Below are 19,023 nucleotides of genomic sequence, written 5' to 3' on the forward strand. Positions count from 1 at the left end.
CCGGCCGTCAGGGCTTTCTGGTCACTGCACCGGATACCCCGCCACGCTCAGCCGGAGAGTGAAGAGCGGTGCGCTTTGCGGACCCCAGGTGACGGTCACCGACCCGGTGCGCGCGGCTCGTACCGTGACGCGGGTGACCCCTTTGCTGTCCGTGGCGGTGGACGTCACAAGTGCCAGCATGGGATTGCTGCTGTGCGGCTGCGGCCAGGTGCCCTGGGGGCGGGGCTGGAGGATCACGGTCACCGTCGTGCCGGATCGCACGCAAAGGCTGTGGGCGGAGGCGTCGCCGGAGCTGTGGGTGACGGTGGCCGAGCCGGTGACGCAGCCGGGGGACGCGGAGGCCGTACCTGGAGGCGTCGGGGTTTCCTTCGGGGACGGTGACGGTGCCTGCGTCGTGACCGTGGCCGTGGCGGATGGTGAGGCTGGGCGGTCCGGTGTGCCCGGACCGCTCTCCGAGGGGTTTCGGGTTACCGGATCGGCCGAACGAGGCGGTGGTGTCGAGTCCGCGTGTGAGCCGCTGCTGCCGCCGCAGGCAGTCAACAGGCAGGAGACGGCAACCAGGACGGCCCCGAGCCAGGGCCACTGCCCGCGTCTGCAGTCCTCCATCATCATGACCACTCCCTCTTATGACCGGACGCCACTGCGACGTTCTCGACCGTAGTTCGGTTCCAGTTGCGAGTGGAGGGACTCAGCGGATGCCCGAGTCGAACGAGATGACTCGTGGTGAACCGGGCGCGGGCAGTGGGGATATCAGTGCCGAGTCGGCAGGGGCCTGGATCCGGTGGAGTTGGATGGTGCGGTGACGCTCGCCGCGCCGTGAGTGGTGGAGCGGGCGCTGCCGCCGGTGACGGCGAGCGGGCCGGCGGTGTAGAGGGCCTCGTCGAAGGCTTGCCCGTTGGCTGGGGGCTTGCCTACGGCGAAGGCGGAGACGGCCTTGCCGCCGATGACGGAGGTGGAGATGTAGTCGCCGACCATGCTGCCCTGGGTGGAGTCGGCGATCTGGGAGAGGGACATGGGACCGGCGACGGTGGTCGGGGTGCTCCAGGTACTGCCGCCATTGGCGGAGGAGATGTAGCCGACCTCCAGCTGGCAGCTGGAGGCGGTGCAGTTGGCGTTCGGGTAGAAGTAGTAGTAGAGGCCGATCTTCGCTGTCGTGCCGGAGGTGGTGGGGTCGATGCCGATGCCGGGGATGAAGTGGTCGACGCCGCTGGTGGTGGCGTCGATGGGGACGCGGGTCACGGCCGACCAGCTGGTGCCGTTGGTGGAGCTGGCGTAGACGATGTCGTTGGCCGGGCAGCCGGAGCGGAAGCGGCAGTCCTGCCAGGCGACGTAGATCTTGCCGGAGCCGTCGATCTCGGCGGACGGCAGGCCCTCACCGTCGCGCAGGTTGCCGGCCACGCCGTGGCTGGAGACGTTGGCGATGAGCGTGCTGGAGGACCAGCTGGAGCCGCCGTTGGTGGAGCTGAATGCCCGGACGGCGCTGCCGTTGGTGGAGTAGGGGACCACGACCGTGCCGTTCGGCTGGACCAGCGGCTGACCGCCGAGCCCGCTGGGGTTCCCGGCGGGTGAGACGGGGCTTGACCAGGTGGCTCCGCCGTCGGTGGAGCGGCTCATGACGATGCGGTTGCCGGACGAGGTGACGTCGACCTCGACGTAACAGGTTCCGTAGGAGGGGCTGGAGGAGGAGTTGTCGCAGACGATCCATTCCTTGTCGTAGCCCTGGCCGTCGTTGCCGACCGCCATGACCGGGTTCTGCCAGCTGGTGCCGTTCGACGAGCGGCTGACGGTGACGCCGGCGCCGTTGACGCTGGAGTCGATGACCAGCCCGGTGACCATCCAGGTGCCGTGCCTGGCGTCGTAGGCCACGGCCGGGTCCGAGACGCGGGCCCAGCTGCCGCCCTGGTAGGTGGTGATGCCGGGCAGCATGCCGTGTTGCCATGTGGTGCCGCCGTCGGTGGAGGTGTTCCAGCCGATGTCGGAGGAGCCGCCGTCGGTGAACCGGCCGACCTGGGAGGAGGCGACGACCGTGTTGCCGTACGCGAAGGTGTCGGGCTCCAGCTCGGTGGCGTGCTGACTCGAGGTGTTGGTGAACGGGTCGGTGCTGACCTGGGTCAGGCCGGCCGGCGGGGCGGCGGTGGAGAAGGCCACGTCGTCGTAGAGCGTGTAGGTGGCGTCGCCCGTGTAGTCGTCGTCGTGGCTGACGAGGGTGAGCGTGTAGCTGTGCCCGGCGGTGACCGCCGAGGTGACCTGCTTCCAGCCCTGGCCGTTGGTGCACGTCTTCGCCAGCACGGTCGTCGTCGTGCCGGCCGTGGTGTCGGCGAGGGTGGCTGTCGCCCAGTCGTAGGTCAGAGTGTCCGGGCAGGTCACGCTGTACCAGAAGGACATCTGATCGGCGCCGGTGGGCGCGGTGAAGGTCTGGGCGATGGAGGAGTCGCCGTTGGTGGGCGAGGTGCCGCCGACCCGGGCGGCGTAGGTGCCGCTGTGGGCGCCGGAGCCGACCACGGCAGTCGTACCGGTGGTCGTCCAGCCGGTCAGACCGCCGGACTCAAAGCCTCCGTTGGAGACATCGGCCAGGGCCGGATGTGACGCGAGGAGGAGACCGCCTAACGAGAGCAGAGCGGTGGTGGCGGTCGCCACGGATCTACGGAGAACGGTGTGCGACATGAGGAGACCCCTTGTCGTGGATGGGGGTTCGGGCAGGGCGGGCCGCCGGCACCTGGTCGGCGGCCCGTCCCTGGGGGCGACGTCGGTGGATCAGGAGAGGGTCACGTCGTCGTACCGGGTGTAGGTGGCGTCACCCGTGTAGTTGTCGTCGTGGCTGATCAGGGTGAGCGTGTAGCTGTGGCCGGCCGTGACGGACGCGGTCTTCTGGATCCAGCCGGAGGACGACACACAGGTCTTGGCCAGCACCGTGGTGGTCGTACCGCTGGTGTTGTCCTTCAGGGTGGCCGTCGCCCAGTCATAGGTGAGCGTGTCCGGGCAGGTCACGTTGTAGGAGAAGCCGAGCGTGCCGGTCCCGGACGGCGCGGTGAAGGTCTGGGCGAGGGAGGAGTCGCCGTTGGTGGGCGAGGTGCCGCCGACCCGGGCGGCGTAGGTCCCGCTGTGGGCGCCGGAGCTGACCACGGACGTGGTTCCCGCCGAGGTCCAGCCGGTCAGACTGCCCGTCTCGAAGCCGCCGTTGGTGATCCCGCCGCCACCGCTGCCGGAGGTGACCGTCAGTGTGTAGGTGGCGGTGTGGGTGGCCGAGCTGCCCGTGCCCGTGACGGTGATGTTGTACGTTCCCGCCGGCGTCGACGACGACGTGGCCACCGTCAGAGTCGACGCACCGCCGGCGGTGACCGAGGACGGGTTGAAGGACGCCGTCGCCCCGCTGGGCAGCCCGGACGCGGACAGGCTCACCGACTGCGCCGAGCCCGAGGTGACCGCGGTGGACACCGTAGTGGTCGCCGACGAACCGGCTGCGACAGTGGACGAGGCCGGGCTGACGCCGATCGAGAAGTCGTTGCTCGCCGTGGAGCCACAGTTGGGCAGCGTGAACGAAGCCAGCCTGGTGTGCCAGTTGAAGTTGCCGTTCGCCGGGATGTACTCGTCCGTGTACCAGAAGGTGCAGTCGTCCGTGGGGTCCACGGCCATGGACGTGTAGTCGCCCCAGCGGCTGTAGCTGGTCTGCGAGCCGCCGCCGGTGATCGCGGTGACCTCGCCCTGCGTCATCGTGCCGAGCGTGTCGCCGGCCAGGCGCCCGGTGTAGCGGATCGACGGGTGCGCCGAGGAGGAGGACTGCGAGTAGCCGAGAGCGATGTTGCCGGCCTTGTCCTCGGCGATCGACCCCATCCAGCGGTAGGTGGAGTCGGGGGCGTAGGTGCCCTGCTGGTACACGGTCGGGTTCCCGCCGGACATCCGCAGCTCGTACCAGCGCACGCCCACGGAGCTGCCCGCTGTCACCGCGTGGTTGACGACGAGTGATTCGTGGTCACCGAAGTTGCGGTACGCGAGCCGGAACATCAGCCGGTCGGACAGGGAGTCCAGTTGTTGGCTGGTTCCGCTCTGCGGGACGCAGGTGCCGGAGCTGCCGCAGGCCGTGGTGTACGACGCCACGGTCAGCGTGGACGGCCCGGTGAATGTCGAGTTGGCAGCCGTCGTCCAGTCGACGTGGAACTTCCAGTACGCCAGCGTCGTACTCGTCGTGCCCAGGCCCGCCATCAGCTCCGGCTCTCCTGACGGAGGAGCGGTCGAGCCGTCCAGGTCGGCGCCGAGCAGACCGCCGTAGGACGACGAGGTGGTGAAGCACTGCTGGGTGGCACTCGCACCGGTGAGCATGGCGGAGCGGTTCAGGGCGCACGCCTCGGCGTTCAGGAAGCTGCCGGAGGCGGTGAACATGTTGTACGTGATGTAGTACGCGTCCGGCCACACCGACAGCTTCGGGTAGTCCGGGAAGTCGGCGTACTGGAACGAGTAGCGGTAGTAGCTGCCCGTCGCGTCCGCGCTGGTGGAGACGGCCACGCACTCGTAGTACGGGCCGGAGGACGAGGAGACGTTGGCGAACTGCGTCACCACCCAGCGGCTTGCGAGCGTGTCCCAGCGGACGACCGCGTCACCGTCGTTGGTGGACTGGCAGGATCCGCCGAAGCCGGACCACAGCGTGCTGGTGTCGGTCGGCGCCAGGAGGGTGGAACCGGACTTGGAGTACACCGCGTAGGCCGTGTTCACCGTCTCCGCTATCTGGCTGGAGCCGACGGCGGCGTTCGGGTCCGGTGGGACACCGGTGATCGAGTAGTTGCCGGCGCCGATGCCCTCGAAGTTCGTCCCCGTGGACGGGGCGGACGGGCCGCCCGGGCTGGACTGGACGACCGGGTCGGGAATGTGGGAGGCGGGCGGGTGCGGGAGCCGCTCCTCACCGGGGTCGTCGTCCTGCGCCTTCCTGCCGTGGTGGCCGTGGTGGGCGTGGGCGGCCATGGAGCGCAGGGTGGGGGAGGTGTCGTGGCGGACGGCCGGGCCGGTGTCGGCCGAACGATGAGCCGCCGGGGTGTGGGGAGCGGGGGTGGCCTGGGCCGCGGGGGCGGCGAGCCAGAGGCCGGGAACAGTGGCGAGGATCGCGGTGAGCGCGGCTATTCGGCCGCGTCTGCGTCTGGAACGGGCCACGGAACATCCTTTCGAACAGCCGGGGTTCGCCCGGCATGTGGGGAGAGAAGGACGTTCACGCCGATGGAGCGCGTGTTCGCAACCCGGGATGTTTGCACCGGACATGTCACGCAACAAGAGAAGCGACGGCGATATCCCGCCAGGCAACCGAGGATTTACGCGACATGGTCAACCCACAGTAAAAACACAGGGTTTCCCCTGTGTCGGCACAGGGATTGCCCTGTATCGCTCGCCATGGAGATCTGGGCATCGGCCCGCCGGGTGACTGGCGGGAACGCATCGCAAGCCGGACGCGTCCCATCCTCGGCCCGTCGCAACACTCACCTGGGGGCACCGTGAGACATCGTCACACCGGCGTCGGTCCGCTGGTCACCGCCGTTCTCATGACGTCAGCCGCCGCCTGTTCGTCCGGCAGCGGGGCGTCCGTACCGGCCTCGAAGGAGTCGTCGGCCACGGCCTCCGCGTCGTCCCAGTCGGCTTACCGGAGCCCGAGACCGACGGGGCCTCCTGTCTCCGCCTCCACTGCGGGCAGCTCCGCCCGTTCATGCCTCAGCGGCAAGGTCAGCGTCCGCTACCCGCCCGCCGACAACCCCCTGCGCAGCATCTGCGTCCATGTCGGCACCGAGATCGACATCGCTCTGACACCGTCCCCCGGCTATCGCTGGGCCCCAGTCACCAGTTCAAGCCCGACGACCGGCGTGGTGCTCGACGACCACCTCGCAACCGACGGCACCCGCTCGGCCACCGCACGCGCCACGGCCCCCGGCACCGCCATGCTCGACTCCGCCGACACCTACACCCCGGACCCGCACGGCCCGCCCTCGCGGGCCTGGCAGCTGACGCTCACCGTGATCCCGTGACGCCGCCGCATCCCTACGGCAGATCGATATGCACCAGCAGCCGCCACAGCCGCGTCCGCGGCCCGAACCGATCCCCGCGGAACGACGACGTCGACCGCAGCTCCGCCTCACCGGCACCAGTTGCCCTGACGACGGCCCGGATGGTTCCCTCCGCGGCTTCCGCATCGACCACCCCCAAGGGGCCGCTGACGATCTCGACCGGTGCCCACCCGTAGGCGGGCGAACCGTGGAGAGCGACTGCGATCTCCTCACCCACCCGTATCCGCACCGGCTCGCTCGGCGGATCCCCCGGTCGATGGACGATGTCCACTCGCCTTGCCCCGTCGTGTGCCATGGCGTGAACGTAGCTGTGGCTGCCATGGCTGACCACCTGTTCACCGCGGCAGCGAGCGGTGGCGTCGCGGGGCTGCTACGGCGAGAGGGCCGGACGTGCGCCGTCGTGGAGCCGCTAGGCTCCCGCGGCGGTGATGAAACGTCCCAGGAGCACACACAGCAGCTCCTGGTCGTCCTCCTCCATGCACTCGAAAAGCCGCGCGCCCACCTCGTCGCTGATCCGTGAGGCGTCGGCGAACAGCGCCTTGCCCTCGTCGGTCAGCTCCACCGCGTAGGCGCGCCGGTCGGCGGGGGAAGGGCGCCGCTCGGCCAGACCGCGAGCCTCCAAGTCGTCGACCGTGCGCACCATGGCGGACTTGTCGCTGCCGGTGAGATCGATGAGTTGCCGCTGGCTGAGAGGCCCGTGCGTGGCGAGGTTGAGCAGGACGCCGTAGTGCCGGCCCTCGATGCCCAGTGGGCGCAGGGCCTCGGTGAACGTCCGGGCGGCGCGCCGCTGGGCGAGGCGGAGCAGCGGGCCGATGCGTGCGGGACCGGTGCCGAGTGCGGGGGGAGGGGAGTCGGGCGCGTTCATCGTCATCCAGTATAGGGCAGGCCAAGATTAGTTTCATTGAGATAGTCTCGTATAGCACTATCTCGTTATGCCTAATTTGCTTGTACGGCCCTGGACCCTTGTGGTCTTCCGGGCCGTGGTGACCTGCGAGGCCGCCCTCGCGCTCGGCCAGGCTGTACTGGCCGGCAGCTTCCTGTCCGGTCACTACGGGGCCCTCGACCTGCACGCCCTCAACGCCGCGGCCACCGGGCTGACCGCGGTGGCCCAGGTCGTGGCCGGGCTGCTGCTGTGGCGGCCGGGCGGCGGGCCGAGCTGGCCTCTCCTGGCCGCTGTCGCGCTCTTCGGCGCGGAGGCGGGACAGATCGCCATGGGGTATGGGCGGGTGCTCGCCGTTCACGTCCCGCTGGGCGTGGCGATCATCGCCTGCACCTTCCTCATACTCGTCTGGGCCTGGCGCCCGGCAGCGTGCCCGAACCGTGCCCGTGAGGAGCGCATATGAGCGGGGGCATCGCAAGACGTCGCCTGCTCGCCGCCGCTGCCCTGGGCGGCGGCGCGCTCACCGCGGGCGGATGGGCCATGGCCGGGGGGTCGCTGACACCGGGTCAGCCGGGGCTGCTGCTGCGCAGCCAGGCAGCCCTGCCGCGGCCGTACGCGGTGCCGCTGCCCGTCCCGCCGGTGCTCGCGCCGGCGCACTCCAGCGCTACGACGGATGCGTACGAGATCGTCCAGCAGACAGCGCGTCTGCGGATCCTTCCGGGGCTAGAGACCACCGCCTGGACGTACGGCGGCACCTTCCCCGGCCCGACCCTGGTCTCCCGTTCCGGCCGCAGGACCGTGGTACGGCACCGCAACGAACTGCCGCACCCGACCGTGGTCCACCTGCACGGCGGTCACACCCCGTACGGCAGCGACGGCTATCCGACCGCGCTGATCCTGCCGCAGGGCGGCACGGCCTCCCATGCCGACGCCATGGCCGGGATGCCGGGCATGGCCGGGGCGGCCGGCTCACGGGACGAGGCCGCAGTCGAGCGGACGTACACGTATCCGATGCGGCAGCGGGCCGCCACCCTCTGGTACCACGACCACCGCATGGGCTTCACCGGCCCGAACGTCTGGCACGGCCTCGCCGGTTTCCACCTCGTCCACGACGACGAGGAAGAGGCACTGCCCCTGCCCCGCGGTGAACGGGACATCCCCTTGATGATCGCCGACCGGGCCTTCGCCGCCGACGGGTCCTTCCGGTACCCCTCCCTGGACCCGACGCAACACACACCCGGTGTCACCGACCCGTACATGGACGGCGTCCTCGGTGACGTCCTTCTCGTCAACGGTGCACCCTGGCCGGTGCTGGAGACACAGCGGCTGCGCTACCGCCTGCGCCTGCTCAACGCCTCCAACGCCCGCCGCTACCGTCTGGCACTCGACCCCCCGCCGCCGGGCGGCGGCGGTCTCGTGCAGATCGGCGGCGACGGGGGCCTGCTGGAAAAGCCGCTCGCGCACGACGCCCTGGACATCGCCCCGGCCGGGCGTTTCGACGTGATCGTCGACTTCTCACGCTACCGGCCCGGTACCCGCGTGCGGTTGGCGAACCGACTGGGCAGCGGCAGTACGGCGCACGTCATGTGCTTCGACGTCTCCACCGCCCGGCCACCAGCCGACGACTCCCGCATACCGGACCGGCTGTCCGCGATACCCGCGCCGCAGCCGGAGCGAGCCGCGGCGACCCGCACGTTCCACTTCCAACGACAGCCCGGATCCACCGGCTGGACCATCAACGGCCGCCCCTACGAGCCCGGCAGACCCCTGGCCACCGTCCGGCTCGGCACCACCGAGCTATGGCGGTTCGTCACCGACTTCCACCACCCCGTCCACCTCCACCTCAACCACTTCCAGGTGATCGCGCGCAACGGCCGCTCGCCCGGCCCCTACGACGCGGGTTGGAAGGACACCGTGGACCTGCGCTCTGCCGAATCCGTGGAGATCGTCACCCGATTCACCGACTACCCGGGCCGGTTCATGCTGCACTGCCACAACCTCGAGCACGAGGACATGGCCATGATGGCCGACTTCGTCACCGAGTGAACGAGCCCCGTGTCAGAGGAGCCCTCACCATGACCGTGATACTAATACCGGAGACCGTGATACTAATACCGGTATAAGTATTGGGTCGAGGTGCTGCGAGGAGTCATGTACATGGTGGAGATCAAGACCGATGCCGCATTGGACGCGATGCGGGAGGCCGGGCGTGTGGTGGCCTGCGCCCTGGCCGCAGTCCGAGACGCGGCCGGCGTGGGGGTGTCCCTGCAGGAACTGGACGAAGCGGCCCGGTCGGTTCTGGACGAGGCCGGAGCCGGCTCCCCGTTCCTCGGATACCGGCCGTCCTTCGCCCCAGTCGCCTTCCCGGCCGTGATCTGCACGTCCGTCAACGACGCCGTGTCGCACGGCATCCCCACCGGCTACCGGCTGCGCGACGGCGACCTGGTGAGCATCGACTGCGGCGCCCAGCTCGACGGCTGGACGGGCGACGCGGCCATCACCTTCACCGTCGGAACGCCGCGCCCCGGCGACCTCGATCTGATCGACGCCACCCAGCAAGCCCTCGACGCCGGCATTGCCGCCGCCCAGGTGGGCAGTCGCATCGGCGACATCTCCCACGCCATCGACACCGTCGCCCGCAAGGCGGGCTGCGGCATGCCCGCCGACTTCGGCGGCCACGGCATCGGCCGCCGCATGCACGAAGACCCTCATGTCCCCAACCGTGGCCGCCCCGGCCGTGGCTTCCCCCTCCGCCACGGCCTGGTCCTCGCCATCGAACCGATGCTCATGGCCGGCGGGCAGAACACCTACCGCACCGATATCGACGGCTGGACCCTGCGCACCACCGACGGCAGCAGGGCCGCCCACATCGAACACACCGTCGCCATCACCGACCAGGGCCCCCGCATCCTGACCCTGCCCTGACGTGGTTCAGCTCGTGCGCAGTGTGTCGAACCCGAGCAGCATCGCGTCGACGGCGAAGAGGAAGCGTTCTTCGTCGTCCACGCCTGCTCCGTCGCGCGCAGCCCTGGCGATGAGCGGATATCGCTCCGCCTCCAACTCGGCCAGCCAGCCCGTGCCGCCCGACTCGTGTGCGTCCACCGCGAGTTGTGCCTCCATGACGGCGTGCCCGATGGTGAACACCGACATCGCGTTGAGGGCGTGCAACGCACGGCCGAGCGGAAAGCCGCTGTCCGTCAGCATGCGCAGGGACGCCTCGATGGCGTCGAGTGTCGCCTGGGTGACCGCGGGGCGGGAGGCGGCGAGCGGGAGGATGGCCGGGTGCCGTAGCAGGCCCTCGCGCAGTGCCTTCGCGTACTCACGCAGCGACTCCTGCCAGTCCGCGGCTCCGTCCATGGCCGGTGCGGCAGCCGTGAACACCTGCTCGACGAGTCCGTCGAGCAAGGCGTCCTTGTTCGGCACGTAGTGATAGAGCGTCATCGCCTCGACATCGAGCTGCTCGCCGAGTGAGCGCATGGTCAGGGCCTTGAGCCCCCTCTGGTCCACCAGGTCCAGTGCCGCGTCGAGGATTCGCTGTCGGCTCAGTCCTGCGCGCTCGCCACGGCCGCGCCGCGCGCCCGGCTTCTCGGCCCTCATGGTTCGCCCTTCCTCTGCGCCCCCGAGCGATTGACTTTCTTACAAGGTAAGGCAAGAATCGATCCCAGGCGAAACTTACAACGTAAGAATCTGAATCGCCCCACGACGCCACAGGAGTAGAAATGTCTTCCGCCACCGCCATCAGCACCAAGCAGGTCGTCCTCGACTTCATCGCCGCGCTCAACGACCGCTCAAGACAGGACTGGGTGCGGTGCCTCGCACCGGATGTGATCGACCACAACAAGATCATTTTTGGTGAGGAGGAAGCGCCGGGCGCCGCGATAGAGGGCTTCCGGCAGCAGCTCGCCGCATTCAGTGCCGAGGAGCCGGACGACGGCTTCCGTGCGGAACAGCTCATCGCAGAGGGTGACGAGGTCGTGGCACGGCTTCGGGTGCGCGGCGCCCACACCGGAACCCACCCCCGGATGCCCGAGCCGACCGGCCGACGTTGTGACGTCGAACAGATCTGGATCTTCACCGTACGCGCAGGCCGCATCACCGAGATCCGCGCTGTGAGCGACCGTCTCGGAATGTTCCTGCAGCTCGGCTGGGACTGGCCGAGCGCGGACTGAAAAAGCGCCGGTCGGCAAGCCGCAGCCGGTCAGCTCTTCGCCGTCTGGCCGTCGACAGGGATGCCCAGCCGGTCGGCCACGGAGATGAGGGCCGTTCCCAGGGGGAGTGCAATCCGGGTGAGGGCGTGCCGGTCGCCCCGGGTCGGGTCCCGGTTGACGATCAGTACCGGCTTCTCGGCCTGGGCCGCCTGGCGCACGAACCGAAGGCCGGACATCACCGTCAGCGAGGACCCCAGGACCAGCAGCGAGGCCGCTTCACGGACCAGCTTTCGGCAGTGTTCGACCCGCTGCGGCGGAACCGCTTCACCGAAGAACACCACGTCCGGTTTGAGGATGCCCCCGCAGATCGTGCAGGGCAGCACGCGGAAGTCCCCGACCTGTTCGTCGGTGAGGTCGGCGTCACCGTCCGGGTTGATCGCGGCGGCCACCGGCTCGAAGCCGGCATTGGCCGTCTCCAGCCGCCGGGCGAGTTCGCGACGAGGGCTGGAGGCGCCGCAGGAAAGACAAAGGACCCGGTCCAGACTTCCGTGGAGTTCGACGACGCCCTTGCTGCCGGCGGCCTGGTGCAGGCCGTCGACGTTCTGGGTGATCACACCCGAGAGGAGGCCGTGCCGCTCGAACGCGGCCACGGCCCGGTGCCCGGCGTTGGGGCGGGCACGGCCGAAGGTGCGCCAGCCGAGGTGGCTGCGCGCCCAGTAACGGCGCCGGGCCTGGGCGCTTGCGGCGAAGTCCTGGTAGGTCATGGGGGTGTGCCGGCTCAGGCTCCCGCCCTCGCCCCGGTAGTCGGGGATGCCGGACTCCGTGGAGATGCCCGCCCCGCTGAGCACCAGCACACCTCCGGCGCTCAGCACCTCGGCGACCGGTTCGAGATCCGTCGTGCCCGGCCGCAGGTCCTCGGCAGGGGTCCAGCTCAGAGTGGGGCGCATGCGCATGCCACCAGCGTACGAAAACAGGCCGCGCTGTCGGCGGGACCGGCCGCCCGGCGAGCGGCCGATGGAGCCGTCCGCCCTGATCGGCCGAGCATGACCGTGCCCCTGCTCACATGTGCAGGTCGTACACCACGTCCAGGGACGGCTGGGTGCGCCGGGGGCCGAAGGTGCGGGTCAGCCAGCGGTCGGGGGCGGTCTCGATGGCGATCTCGGCGGCGATGCGGAACCGTCCGGCGAGCGTCGCCCCCTGGGGGACCTGGACGACGGCCTCCAGCCCGGTGATGTCTCCGGCGAGGTCCGTGGCCGAGGTCGCTCGCAGCCGCCACCCCACCTCGTAGAAGTTGACGCCGTAGCCGTAGCTGCGAGCCGTGTAGCGTTTCCCCTTCTCCTCGAAGGAGTTCTCCTGGGAGATCTTCGCGATGAGCTTGCCGAGCCCCGCACCGGCCTCCCCGCCGATCTCCTGCACGGACTTCGCCGTGTGCGTGAACGGCACCTCCTCGACTTCCCGGTCCGGGCGGACGGCGTAGGCAAGCGGCCTGCCCACCGGCTGCCCCGGCTGCCGGGGCGTGGCGATCAGCTCCAGGGAGAAGTCGACGTCGACGAAGACACAGCCGACGGCGGGCAACAGGGTGAGCGTCGGGCGGACGGCGATGACCGAGCCGCCGGCGATCGCATGGCGTTCCAGTTCGTCAGGGACGTCGCCGATGGCGCGCAGTTCCGAGAGATGGTCGGCCACCCGTGGCCTGCCGAGCCGGACCCGGTTGGTGCGGCCGAGGAAGGTCGCGAGGTCCGCCTGGTCCTCTCCCGGGCCCTTGATCGGTCCCTGCTCGATCGGCTCCAGTTCGATGTCGGCGAGGTGTGCCGTCGTCTCCGTCATCTGTTCCCTCTCAGTTTCCGTCGCCGATCAGGACGAACGGCGCCCAGTGGTACGAGGCGTGCACGCCCTTGTCGCGCATGGTGTCGAGCTGTGCCCGGCGCAGGGCGCCGGCCTTGTCGAGGGCGTCCCCGCGGGCGCACGCGGCGCGGAGGTGGCCGTAGAACCGGACCATGAAGTCGCGGGTGGTGTCGGCGTCGACCGGCCACAGGCTCGCCACGACGGCACGGGCTCCGGCGTACAGGAAGGCGCGGGTGAGTCCGATGAGTTCGTCACCGTCCAGGGCTTCCTGTACGCCCGTCTCGCAGGCGCTGACGGTGACGAGTTCGTGCCGGAACCCCATGCCCATGATGTGCCGCACCGTCAGCATGTCGTCGCTGTCGTCAGCGCCTTCGTCGTCCTCGCTCGGGTCGCCGGGGCTGAGGTAGAGGCCCGAGCCGAGAGGGTCGGCCGCGTCGAACCGGGCGTGGCAGGAGAAGTGCACGACGTCGCGGTCCGCCGCCCGGGCCGCGACCACCTCGGCGTTCAGTCCCTCGGCGGGCACGGGTGTGTCGCCGAAGAGGTCGGCCACCGCCGCGGCCTCGGCCTCGTAGGTGACGCCGAACGCCGCGCACGTGGCCAGTCTGCCGGTGCCCTTGCCCGGGCTCTGGCACAGGGGCAGCAGGCCGGCGGCCGGGATGTGGACGACCGGGTTGCGGCTCGCGAGCGGTTCACCGCCGACGGGAAGGGCGTGCAACGGCAGGGCGTGCAGCGTGCCGTGCGGTACCAGCACGACCAGGTCGTCCGGCCGCAGGTACTCCGCCATCGGCTCGGTCACCTGCTGGGACAGCGCCGTCCAGGCGGAGCCGGCGGCGTTGCGGTACTGCACCACCTGGCGCCGGAAGTCGGCGTGGGCTCGCGTCAGGTCGGCGCGGGTGAGGCGGGTCGCGGCGACGCGTACCGTTTCCCACTCCGCCCGCAGGAAGAAGACGGTCAGATGGTCGATGCCGAGGAAGTACTCGACGAGCAGGACGGGCCGCCCCTGGCCGGCCAGCCACCGCCGAACCGACCGGGCGTCGGCCGGAGTGCCGCGGCGCATGGTCACGTAGTCCGGGTCGTGGCCGTTCATCTCCTCGTACACGGCGTGCAGCGCTTCCTGGGCGCGAGCCGCGCGCTCCGGCTGACGGCTCGACTGCCGCAGGACGGCGAGGTGTTCCGCCTCGGCGGCCAGCAGTTCGGCGAACCGGCCGCTCGCCTCCTGGTGGGGTGCCGGCTCCGCGAGGGCGAGCAGGTCGAGCAGGGCTCGGGACTTCGCCTGCTGGACGACGTCGAAGGCCTCCTCGTGCGCGCCACGCGCCAGCAGGCAGTCCACGAGCCCCTCGTAGGCCCGCTGATGTCCGTGCACGAAGCTGACCCGGGAGCGGTCGTCGAGCGGGCGGTGCGGGCGGACCGCCTCGATCAGCGAAACGGCGTCCCGGAACGCGTTCTCCGCCTCCTCCAGCCGTCCCTGACCGTGGGTCAGCCTGCCGAGCGAGGTCGCCGAGCGGGTGGCGGAGTCGAAGTACCCGGCGGCGCGCGAGATCTCCAGGCTGCGGCGCAGCGCCTCCTCGGCCTCGTCGAGCCGGCCGAGCGACCGCAACCGGCCGGCCAGGTTGGCCAGGGGCGCGGCCTGCGCCAGCCGGTCGTTCTCCAGGACCCGGAGCACCTCGGTGAGCAGTTCCACCGCTTCCTCGTCCTGGTCGGCGGGCATGAGGTTGCACAGCGCGTCCGTCGTCCGCGCCCAGCCGGGTTCGTCGTGCGCCGCGCGGAACAGCCCGGCGGCGCTGCGCAGCAGGACGACGGCGGCCGAGCGGGCGCCCTGGCGGGTCGGCAGGTGCATGAGCTGGGGATCGACCCGGTACAGGACCGCGAAGACCTCCCGGAGTTCTCCGGCGCCGAGCGCCCTGACGTAGCCGGTGCTGAGTTTCCCCAGCAGCGTTCCGAGGGACTTCAGTAAGGTGGCCTGGCCGATCTGGTGGCCGCTGTCCCGCGCGATGCAAAGGCCGCGTTCGTACGCCGTGGCGGCGGCGGGCAGATCGCCCAACAGCTCGTACAACCAGCCGAGTTGGCTCAGGAGGGAGCCGCGGGCCAGAGTGGTACCGATGCCGGTACCGGCGTTCGACTCGAGCAGTGCCTGCGCCCGGTGCACGCCGGCCAGGGCCTGCCGGTGGCGGCCGAGCAGGGCGAGGACGTTCGCGCGGTGGATGAGCACGGCCGCCGTGTCCGCCGGCTCCGCCGGGAAGCCGTCGGCCAGCAGACCGTCGTAGATCTGCACTGCTGTCTGCAGGTCCCCGCGCCGGGTGTGCGCGTCGGCGAGGAGGACGCGCAGCGTTGCGGCGTACGCGGGGTCGGCCTGCGTGGTGTCGGGGCTGTCCAGAACTGCCCGAACCAGCGCGACCGTCCGCTCGGAGTCGCCCGCTGCCTGGTTCACCACCACCTCGGCGAGCATGAGTTGCCGCTCCATGGCGCTGTCGGGCACGCCGCGGCGCAGGGTGCGGGCCACGCCCAGCCAGCGGCGCGCCCGGTCGACGAGGCCGGGGGCCGGTCCGATCCCCAGAGGAGCGGGGGAGTGGCTGGGTACGGCGGTGCCGACCAGTGCCAGCACGCTGTCGGCGCCGGCTCCGCGGGCCACGTCGACGGTGGTACGGCACACCAGCTCGACGACCTCCGCTTCCAGAGCGGCCGACGGGTCCTGCTCGGCCGCTTCGGCGAGGAGTTCGGCGAGTGGCAGGGCGCGGCGGTGGTCGTGCCGGAGAAGCAGCACGCCGACGACGGCGTTCAGGATGTGCGCCGCCCCGGGGGTGTCGCCGGCCGTGAGCCGGCGCCTGACTCCCTCCTCGACCGCGGTGCAGGCCTGGGCGAGACCGGACTCGTTGCGGACGATCACGCCCATGTCGTCATGGGACGGGCCGACGGGGTCGGAGAGGAGTTCGTACAGGTACCCGCCAGGGTCGTCCTCGACGGTGCCGACGGGCTGCTGGGCGTCGACGGCCTCGGTGATCGCCGCGACCAGCCACAGCTGAGCGGGCGTCAGGCCGTCGAGGGGCAGTTCCGGTTCCCGTGTGCCCGCGAGGACGGCGGAGACGGCGCGGGCGAGTTCCGGCTGCCCCACCTTCGTGGTGATCATCTCCAGCCAGTCGTCGGCTTCGCGACGAGCGTGCCGGATCCCTCGGGCGGCGCCGCTCATGGTGTCCAGGACCCCCTCGTGGCGGCGCCGGGCGTCGGCGGTGGAGGCGGCCAGCTCCGTTGCGCCGGAGGCCAGGCGGACGCGTTCGGCCAAGGCGTCGAGCGTACGGCGTACGACGGCGGTGTCGATGTCGTCCAGGCCGTCCGACAGGGCCGCCGCATCGCGCCGCCCGTCCAGGACGAGCCGCAGCGAGGCGACGAGCTTCGCCCACTCGGGGGCGAGTTCGCGCAGCGCCAGGTACTCGTCCAGCGCGGCGGAGGCGTCCTGGTCGCCGTGCACCACGGCGACGACGGCGGCGACCACCGGCTCCCACCGGCGCACCAGGGTGTCGCGATGCCCGCCCGTCGCCGGGTCGGTTTCGCCGACGATGGTGAGGATCTGCGCCAGCCCACTGTCGATGTCGGCCGCGTCGAGGCGGAGGTCGGCCGCGAGGCGCGTCAGGTCCAGGCCGTCGACGCGTGCGACCACCGAGGCCAGCCAGGTCCGGTCCGCCCCGGTGATCAGCTCGGGTGTGTGCCGGCGCTCCGCGATCTGTCCGATCGTCTGCCGGAACCGGCTCTCGCTGCCGACGGTTCGGTACAACAGGGCGGCCAGCAGCGCGTGGGCCAGGCGGGCCTCGGCTTCCTCCGCCGGCAGATACTCGGCGTAGTGCCGGTGCGCGGTGGCGACGAGATGCGGAGTGGGGCCCTGGTGGGCGTGGTGCAGGGTCTGCCGCTGGAGTGCGACCGCCTCCGCCGCGCGCCCGCGTCGCTGGGCGATCTCGCCGAGCGCTCCGTACACGGCGGCGAGGTCGCTGGGGCTGCCGCTCTTGTCGTACTCCTCCCGGCAGTACAGCAGGATGGTCTCGGCGGCGTCGAGTTCGCCGAGGTTGAGCAGGGGGATGTAGCGGTTGTGATGGGCCGTGGCCAGTTCCTGGGGTGAGGCCCCGCGCTGCCGCATGCAGGCGATCCTCGCGTCGGAGAAGGACAGCGCCTCACCCCAGCGCTCCAGTTCGCCGGCGGCGCTTTCGCCCAGGGCCAGCAGGGCCTCGCGGACCTCGTGCGGAGCGATCGCGTCCCCGCGATCGGGTTCCTGCTCCGGCCAGTCGGCGATACGGTCGCGCAGCGCGCGGACGCCGTCGAGCACGTCCTGGCGGCGCCCGAGGGAGTGCTGGATCTCCAGTCCGCGGACCTCCAGGGCCAGTTCGGTCCAGCGGCCACCGTCCAGGTCGGCGGCGAGCCGCGTCAGCTCCGCGTGAAGGACGAACGCCTCCCCGACACGCCCCGTTCGCCTCAGCGCGCCGGCCAGATTGAAACCCACCCTGAGCGCCTGGGCAGAAGCCCCCGCGGCCCGGTACTCCTCCAGCGCGGCCCGCAGCAGAACCGCGGCCTCCACGGGACGGCTCGACATCAGGACGCGCCCCAGCTCCGCCCGGCTCTCCGTGCTGCCGGTCGTCTCGGCCATCACCCTGTGGTGGTCCTGCACCAGATCGAGGGTGGCGGGGCTGCCGTCGACCGCGGCCAGCGTCTGCAGGACGGGATGCAGCCGTTCCCAGTCCTGTGCCCGGGCGAGGTAGGGCACGGCCGTCGCGAGCGTGTGCCTCACCTCCGCGCCGGGCGGTCCGCCTGCCGTGCCGGTCCCGGGCGAGGAGAGCCGGGCGAGCCGGTGCTCGGCGAGCGAGGAGTCGACGATCATGCCGGTGGACGGGGACAGGCCGGCGGACAGCGAGGCCAGGACCCAGTCCGGCACCTCGCAGGCCTCACCGTCGGCGCCGACGCGGAGCATCCCGTCGTCGACGAGCGCCTGTACGACATCCACCACGGCGGGCGGCTCGGTGTCGCCCTTCACTTCGTCCCACACGTCCGGCAGAACCTCGGTCAGGGTGCTCCGGGTCCGGTCCTGCGGCTGTGCGTGGCACAGGATCGCCAGGGCCAGCTGTGGCCCGGTCGGGAAGGACGGCGTCAGACGGACCGTACGGAGCAGGCGCAGCGAGGCCGCGACCCACTCGCGCGGCGCGCGCCGGGCGGTGAGGACGTCCAGGGCACTCCGGTAGTGCCAGGCCGGGTCGTCCGTCCGGGACGTCCGCCCCGTCAGGGCGAGACCTGCCAGGGCGTCGGCGAGTTCGAGTTGCAGGTGGGCCCAGCGCTCGTCGTCGTCCTCCCGGCGTTCCCATTCCAGTGCGGCCCGCAGGAGGGGAAGCCTGCTGTGCGGGTCGTCACCGGCCGACTCGGCCAGGGCGTGGTACACGGCGACCAGACTGGTCTTGACGGTGCGGCCGGTGCCGTCGCACAGGTCGGCGAACGCGGCCGGCACGCCGCGGCCGCGGCAGTCCAGCAGCACGTCGAGGTGCTGGGCCGTCGTCGCCGCCGCTTCCGCGTCGCCCGCTGCCTCGGCGTTGCGGATGCCGTTGCGCAGCACGTACTCCGCTTCCGGGCCGACCAGCAGGTCGAACCCCTCGACCGCCGCGCGTGCCTCCTCCCACGTGGTGCTGAACTGGTACCGCTCCATCGCCTCGCGCAGCGAGGTGTCACGCCCGCCCGGCAGCAGGTCCAGGTCCAGATCGACGAGGGAGCCGAGTTCGGCGCGCTCCGCCGTGTACACATGCCGCGCCAGGCTGTCCGTCCAGCGGCTGCCCAGCCGCTCGCAGAGGAGCTGGACAAGCATCTCGCCGTGCAGTTGCCGCACCTGGGGACCGGCTTGCGGGACCGGACTGTAGATGACGGGCACACGCTGCCCGGGACGGTGGACCAGCAGGGGCAGCCCCACCGCCATGACGACGTGGCAGTGCGGGCAGACCGGGCAGTGCAGGATGTCCTGCCTGATGAGGCGGACCAGGTCGGGCCGCTCGTCGGCGTCCACGAGCACGTACAGCTCCGGCGAGAAGCTCTCACCGCACTGCGCGCAGTCGATCTCGACATACTGCGCATGGCTGACGGCCTCGACCATGGT

Annotated in this window: 14 protein-coding genes; 5 read left to right on the plus strand and 9 right to left on the minus strand. The window is 70.9% G+C overall.

The window, feature by feature from the left end; all coding sequences use genetic code 11:
• Positions 1-21: 21 nt before the first annotated feature.
• The 3 genes from AB0L75_RS29895 to AB0L75_RS29905 all read right to left on the minus strand — a co-directional run bounded on the left by AB0L75_RS29895 (position 22) and on the right by AB0L75_RS29905 (position 5,139).
• Positions 22-261, minus strand: coding sequence for a hypothetical protein (locus AB0L75_RS29895; RefSeq protein WP_365186982.1), 240 nt, complete (start codon positions 259-261; stop codon positions 22-24).
• 489 nt (positions 262-750) lie between these two features.
• Positions 751-2,664 (minus strand): sialidase family protein, encoded by a 1,914-nt coding sequence (locus AB0L75_RS29900; RefSeq protein ID WP_365186985.1) that lies wholly within the window; start codon positions 2,662-2,664, stop codon positions 751-753.
• A gap of 90 nt (positions 2,665-2,754) precedes the next feature.
• Positions 2,755-5,139 carry a hypothetical protein gene (locus AB0L75_RS29905; RefSeq protein WP_365186988.1) on the minus strand — a complete coding sequence of 795 codons (2,385 nt, stop codon included), beginning with the start codon at positions 5,137-5,139 and terminating at the stop codon, positions 2,755-2,757.
• A gap of 383 nt (positions 5,140-5,522) precedes the next feature.
• Here AB0L75_RS29905 and AB0L75_RS29910 point away from each other — a divergent pair, with 383 nt between their 5' ends.
• Entirely contained in the window at positions 5,523-5,999 is a 477-nt protein-coding gene (locus tag AB0L75_RS29910; RefSeq protein WP_365186990.1) for a hypothetical protein, read from the plus strand.
• Between the two features lie 13 nt (positions 6,000-6,012).
• On the opposite strand, the gene AB0L75_RS29915 is transcribed toward AB0L75_RS29910, so the two are convergent.
• Positions 6,013-6,333 (minus strand): hypothetical protein, encoded by a 321-nt coding sequence (locus AB0L75_RS29915; protein ID WP_365186993.1) that lies wholly within the window; start codon positions 6,331-6,333, stop codon positions 6,013-6,015.
• A 114-nt stretch (positions 6,334-6,447) separates the two neighbouring features.
• Positions 6,448-6,903, minus strand: coding sequence for a MarR family transcriptional regulator (locus tag AB0L75_RS29920; RefSeq protein ID WP_365186996.1), 456 nt, complete (start codon positions 6,901-6,903; stop codon positions 6,448-6,450).
• Between the two features lie 67 nt (positions 6,904-6,970).
• On the opposite strand from AB0L75_RS29920, the gene AB0L75_RS29925 reads away from it, so the two are divergent.
• The 3 genes from AB0L75_RS29925 (at position 6,971) to map (ending at position 9,843) form a co-directional block, all read left to right on the plus strand.
• Entirely contained in the window at positions 6,971-7,381 is a 411-nt protein-coding gene (locus AB0L75_RS29925) for a hypothetical protein (RefSeq protein ID WP_365186999.1), read from the plus strand.
• Complete coding sequence (locus AB0L75_RS29930; RefSeq protein ID WP_365187002.1) at positions 7,378-8,964, plus strand: multicopper oxidase family protein; 1,587 nt, start codon at positions 7,378-7,380, stop codon at positions 8,962-8,964. Before AB0L75_RS29925 ends, AB0L75_RS29930 begins: the two co-directional genes overlap by 4 nt.
• A 111-nt stretch (positions 8,965-9,075) precedes the next feature.
• On the plus strand, positions 9,076-9,843 hold the full coding sequence (gene map / locus AB0L75_RS29935; protein ID WP_365187004.1) for a type I methionyl aminopeptidase: 768 nt from the start codon (positions 9,076-9,078) through the stop codon (positions 9,841-9,843).
• Positions 9,844-9,849: 6 nt separating this feature from the next.
• Here the strand turns inward: map and AB0L75_RS29940 are convergent, their stop codons facing one another.
• Positions 9,850-10,515, minus strand: a complete 666-nt coding sequence (locus AB0L75_RS29940; RefSeq protein ID WP_365187007.1) for a TetR/AcrR family transcriptional regulator C-terminal domain-containing protein — start codon at positions 10,513-10,515, stop codon at positions 9,850-9,852.
• 122 nt (positions 10,516-10,637) lie between these two features.
• On the opposite strand from AB0L75_RS29940, the gene AB0L75_RS29945 reads away from it, so the two are divergent.
• Positions 10,638-11,087: an ester cyclase gene (locus tag AB0L75_RS29945; RefSeq protein WP_365187010.1), complete on the plus strand. Its 450-nt coding sequence runs from the start codon at positions 10,638-10,640 to the stop codon at positions 11,085-11,087.
• Positions 11,088-11,116: 29 nt separating this feature from the next.
• On the opposite strand, the gene AB0L75_RS29950 is transcribed toward AB0L75_RS29945, so the two are convergent.
• The 3 genes from AB0L75_RS29950 to AB0L75_RS29960 form a co-directional block, all read right to left on the minus strand.
• Complete coding sequence (locus tag AB0L75_RS29950; protein WP_365187014.1) at positions 11,117-12,019, minus strand: NAD-dependent protein deacetylase; 903 nt, start codon at positions 12,017-12,019, stop codon at positions 11,117-11,119.
• Between the two features lie 106 nt (positions 12,020-12,125).
• Positions 12,126-12,893, minus strand: a complete 768-nt coding sequence (locus AB0L75_RS29955) for a hypothetical protein (protein WP_365187017.1) — start codon at positions 12,891-12,893, stop codon at positions 12,126-12,128.
• A gap of 10 nt (positions 12,894-12,903) precedes the next feature.
• A complete protein-coding gene (locus AB0L75_RS29960; RefSeq protein WP_365187020.1) occupies positions 12,904-19,020 on the minus strand; it encodes a CHAT domain-containing protein in 6,117 nt (2,038 codons plus the stop codon).
• Between the last annotated feature and the right edge of the window lie 3 nt (positions 19,021-19,023).

The organism is Streptomyces sp. NPDC052101, assembly GCF_040680235.1.
Classification (GTDB): domain Bacteria; phylum Actinomycetota; class Actinomycetes; order Streptomycetales; family Streptomycetaceae; genus Streptomyces.

Coding starts and splice junctions, on each gene's coding strand:
- map (WP_365187004.1), top strand. CDS start 9,076: ATGGTGGAGATCAAGACCGATGCCGCATTGGACGCGATGCGGGAGGCC.
- AB0L75_RS29920 (WP_365186996.1), bottom strand. CDS start 6,903: ATGAACGCGCCCGACTCCCCTCCCCCCGCACTCGGCACCGGTCCCGCA.
- AB0L75_RS29960 (WP_365187020.1), bottom strand. CDS start 19,020: ATGGTCGAGGCCGTCAGCCATGCGCAGTATGTCGAGATCGACTGCGCG.
- AB0L75_RS29900 (WP_365186985.1), bottom strand. CDS start 2,664: ATGTCGCACACCGTTCTCCGTAGATCCGTGGCGACCGCCACCACCGCT.
- AB0L75_RS29910 (WP_365186990.1), top strand. CDS start 5,523: ATGACGTCAGCCGCCGCCTGTTCGTCCGGCAGCGGGGCGTCCGTACCG.
- AB0L75_RS29950 (WP_365187014.1), bottom strand. CDS start 12,019: ATGCGCATGCGCCCCACTCTGAGCTGGACCCCTGCCGAGGACCTGCGG.
- AB0L75_RS29930 (WP_365187002.1), top strand. CDS start 7,378: ATGAGCGGGGGCATCGCAAGACGTCGCCTGCTCGCCGCCGCTGCCCTG.
- AB0L75_RS29945 (WP_365187010.1), top strand. CDS start 10,638: ATGTCTTCCGCCACCGCCATCAGCACCAAGCAGGTCGTCCTCGACTTC.
- AB0L75_RS29940 (WP_365187007.1), bottom strand. CDS start 10,515: ATGAGGGCCGAGAAGCCGGGCGCGCGGCGCGGCCGTGGCGAGCGCGCA.
- AB0L75_RS29955 (WP_365187017.1), bottom strand. CDS start 12,893: ATGACGGAGACGACGGCACACCTCGCCGACATCGAACTGGAGCCGATC.
- AB0L75_RS29915 (WP_365186993.1), bottom strand. CDS start 6,333: ATGGCACACGACGGGGCAAGGCGAGTGGACATCGTCCATCGACCGGGG.
- AB0L75_RS29925 (WP_365186999.1), top strand. CDS start 6,971: ATGCCTAATTTGCTTGTACGGCCCTGGACCCTTGTGGTCTTCCGGGCC.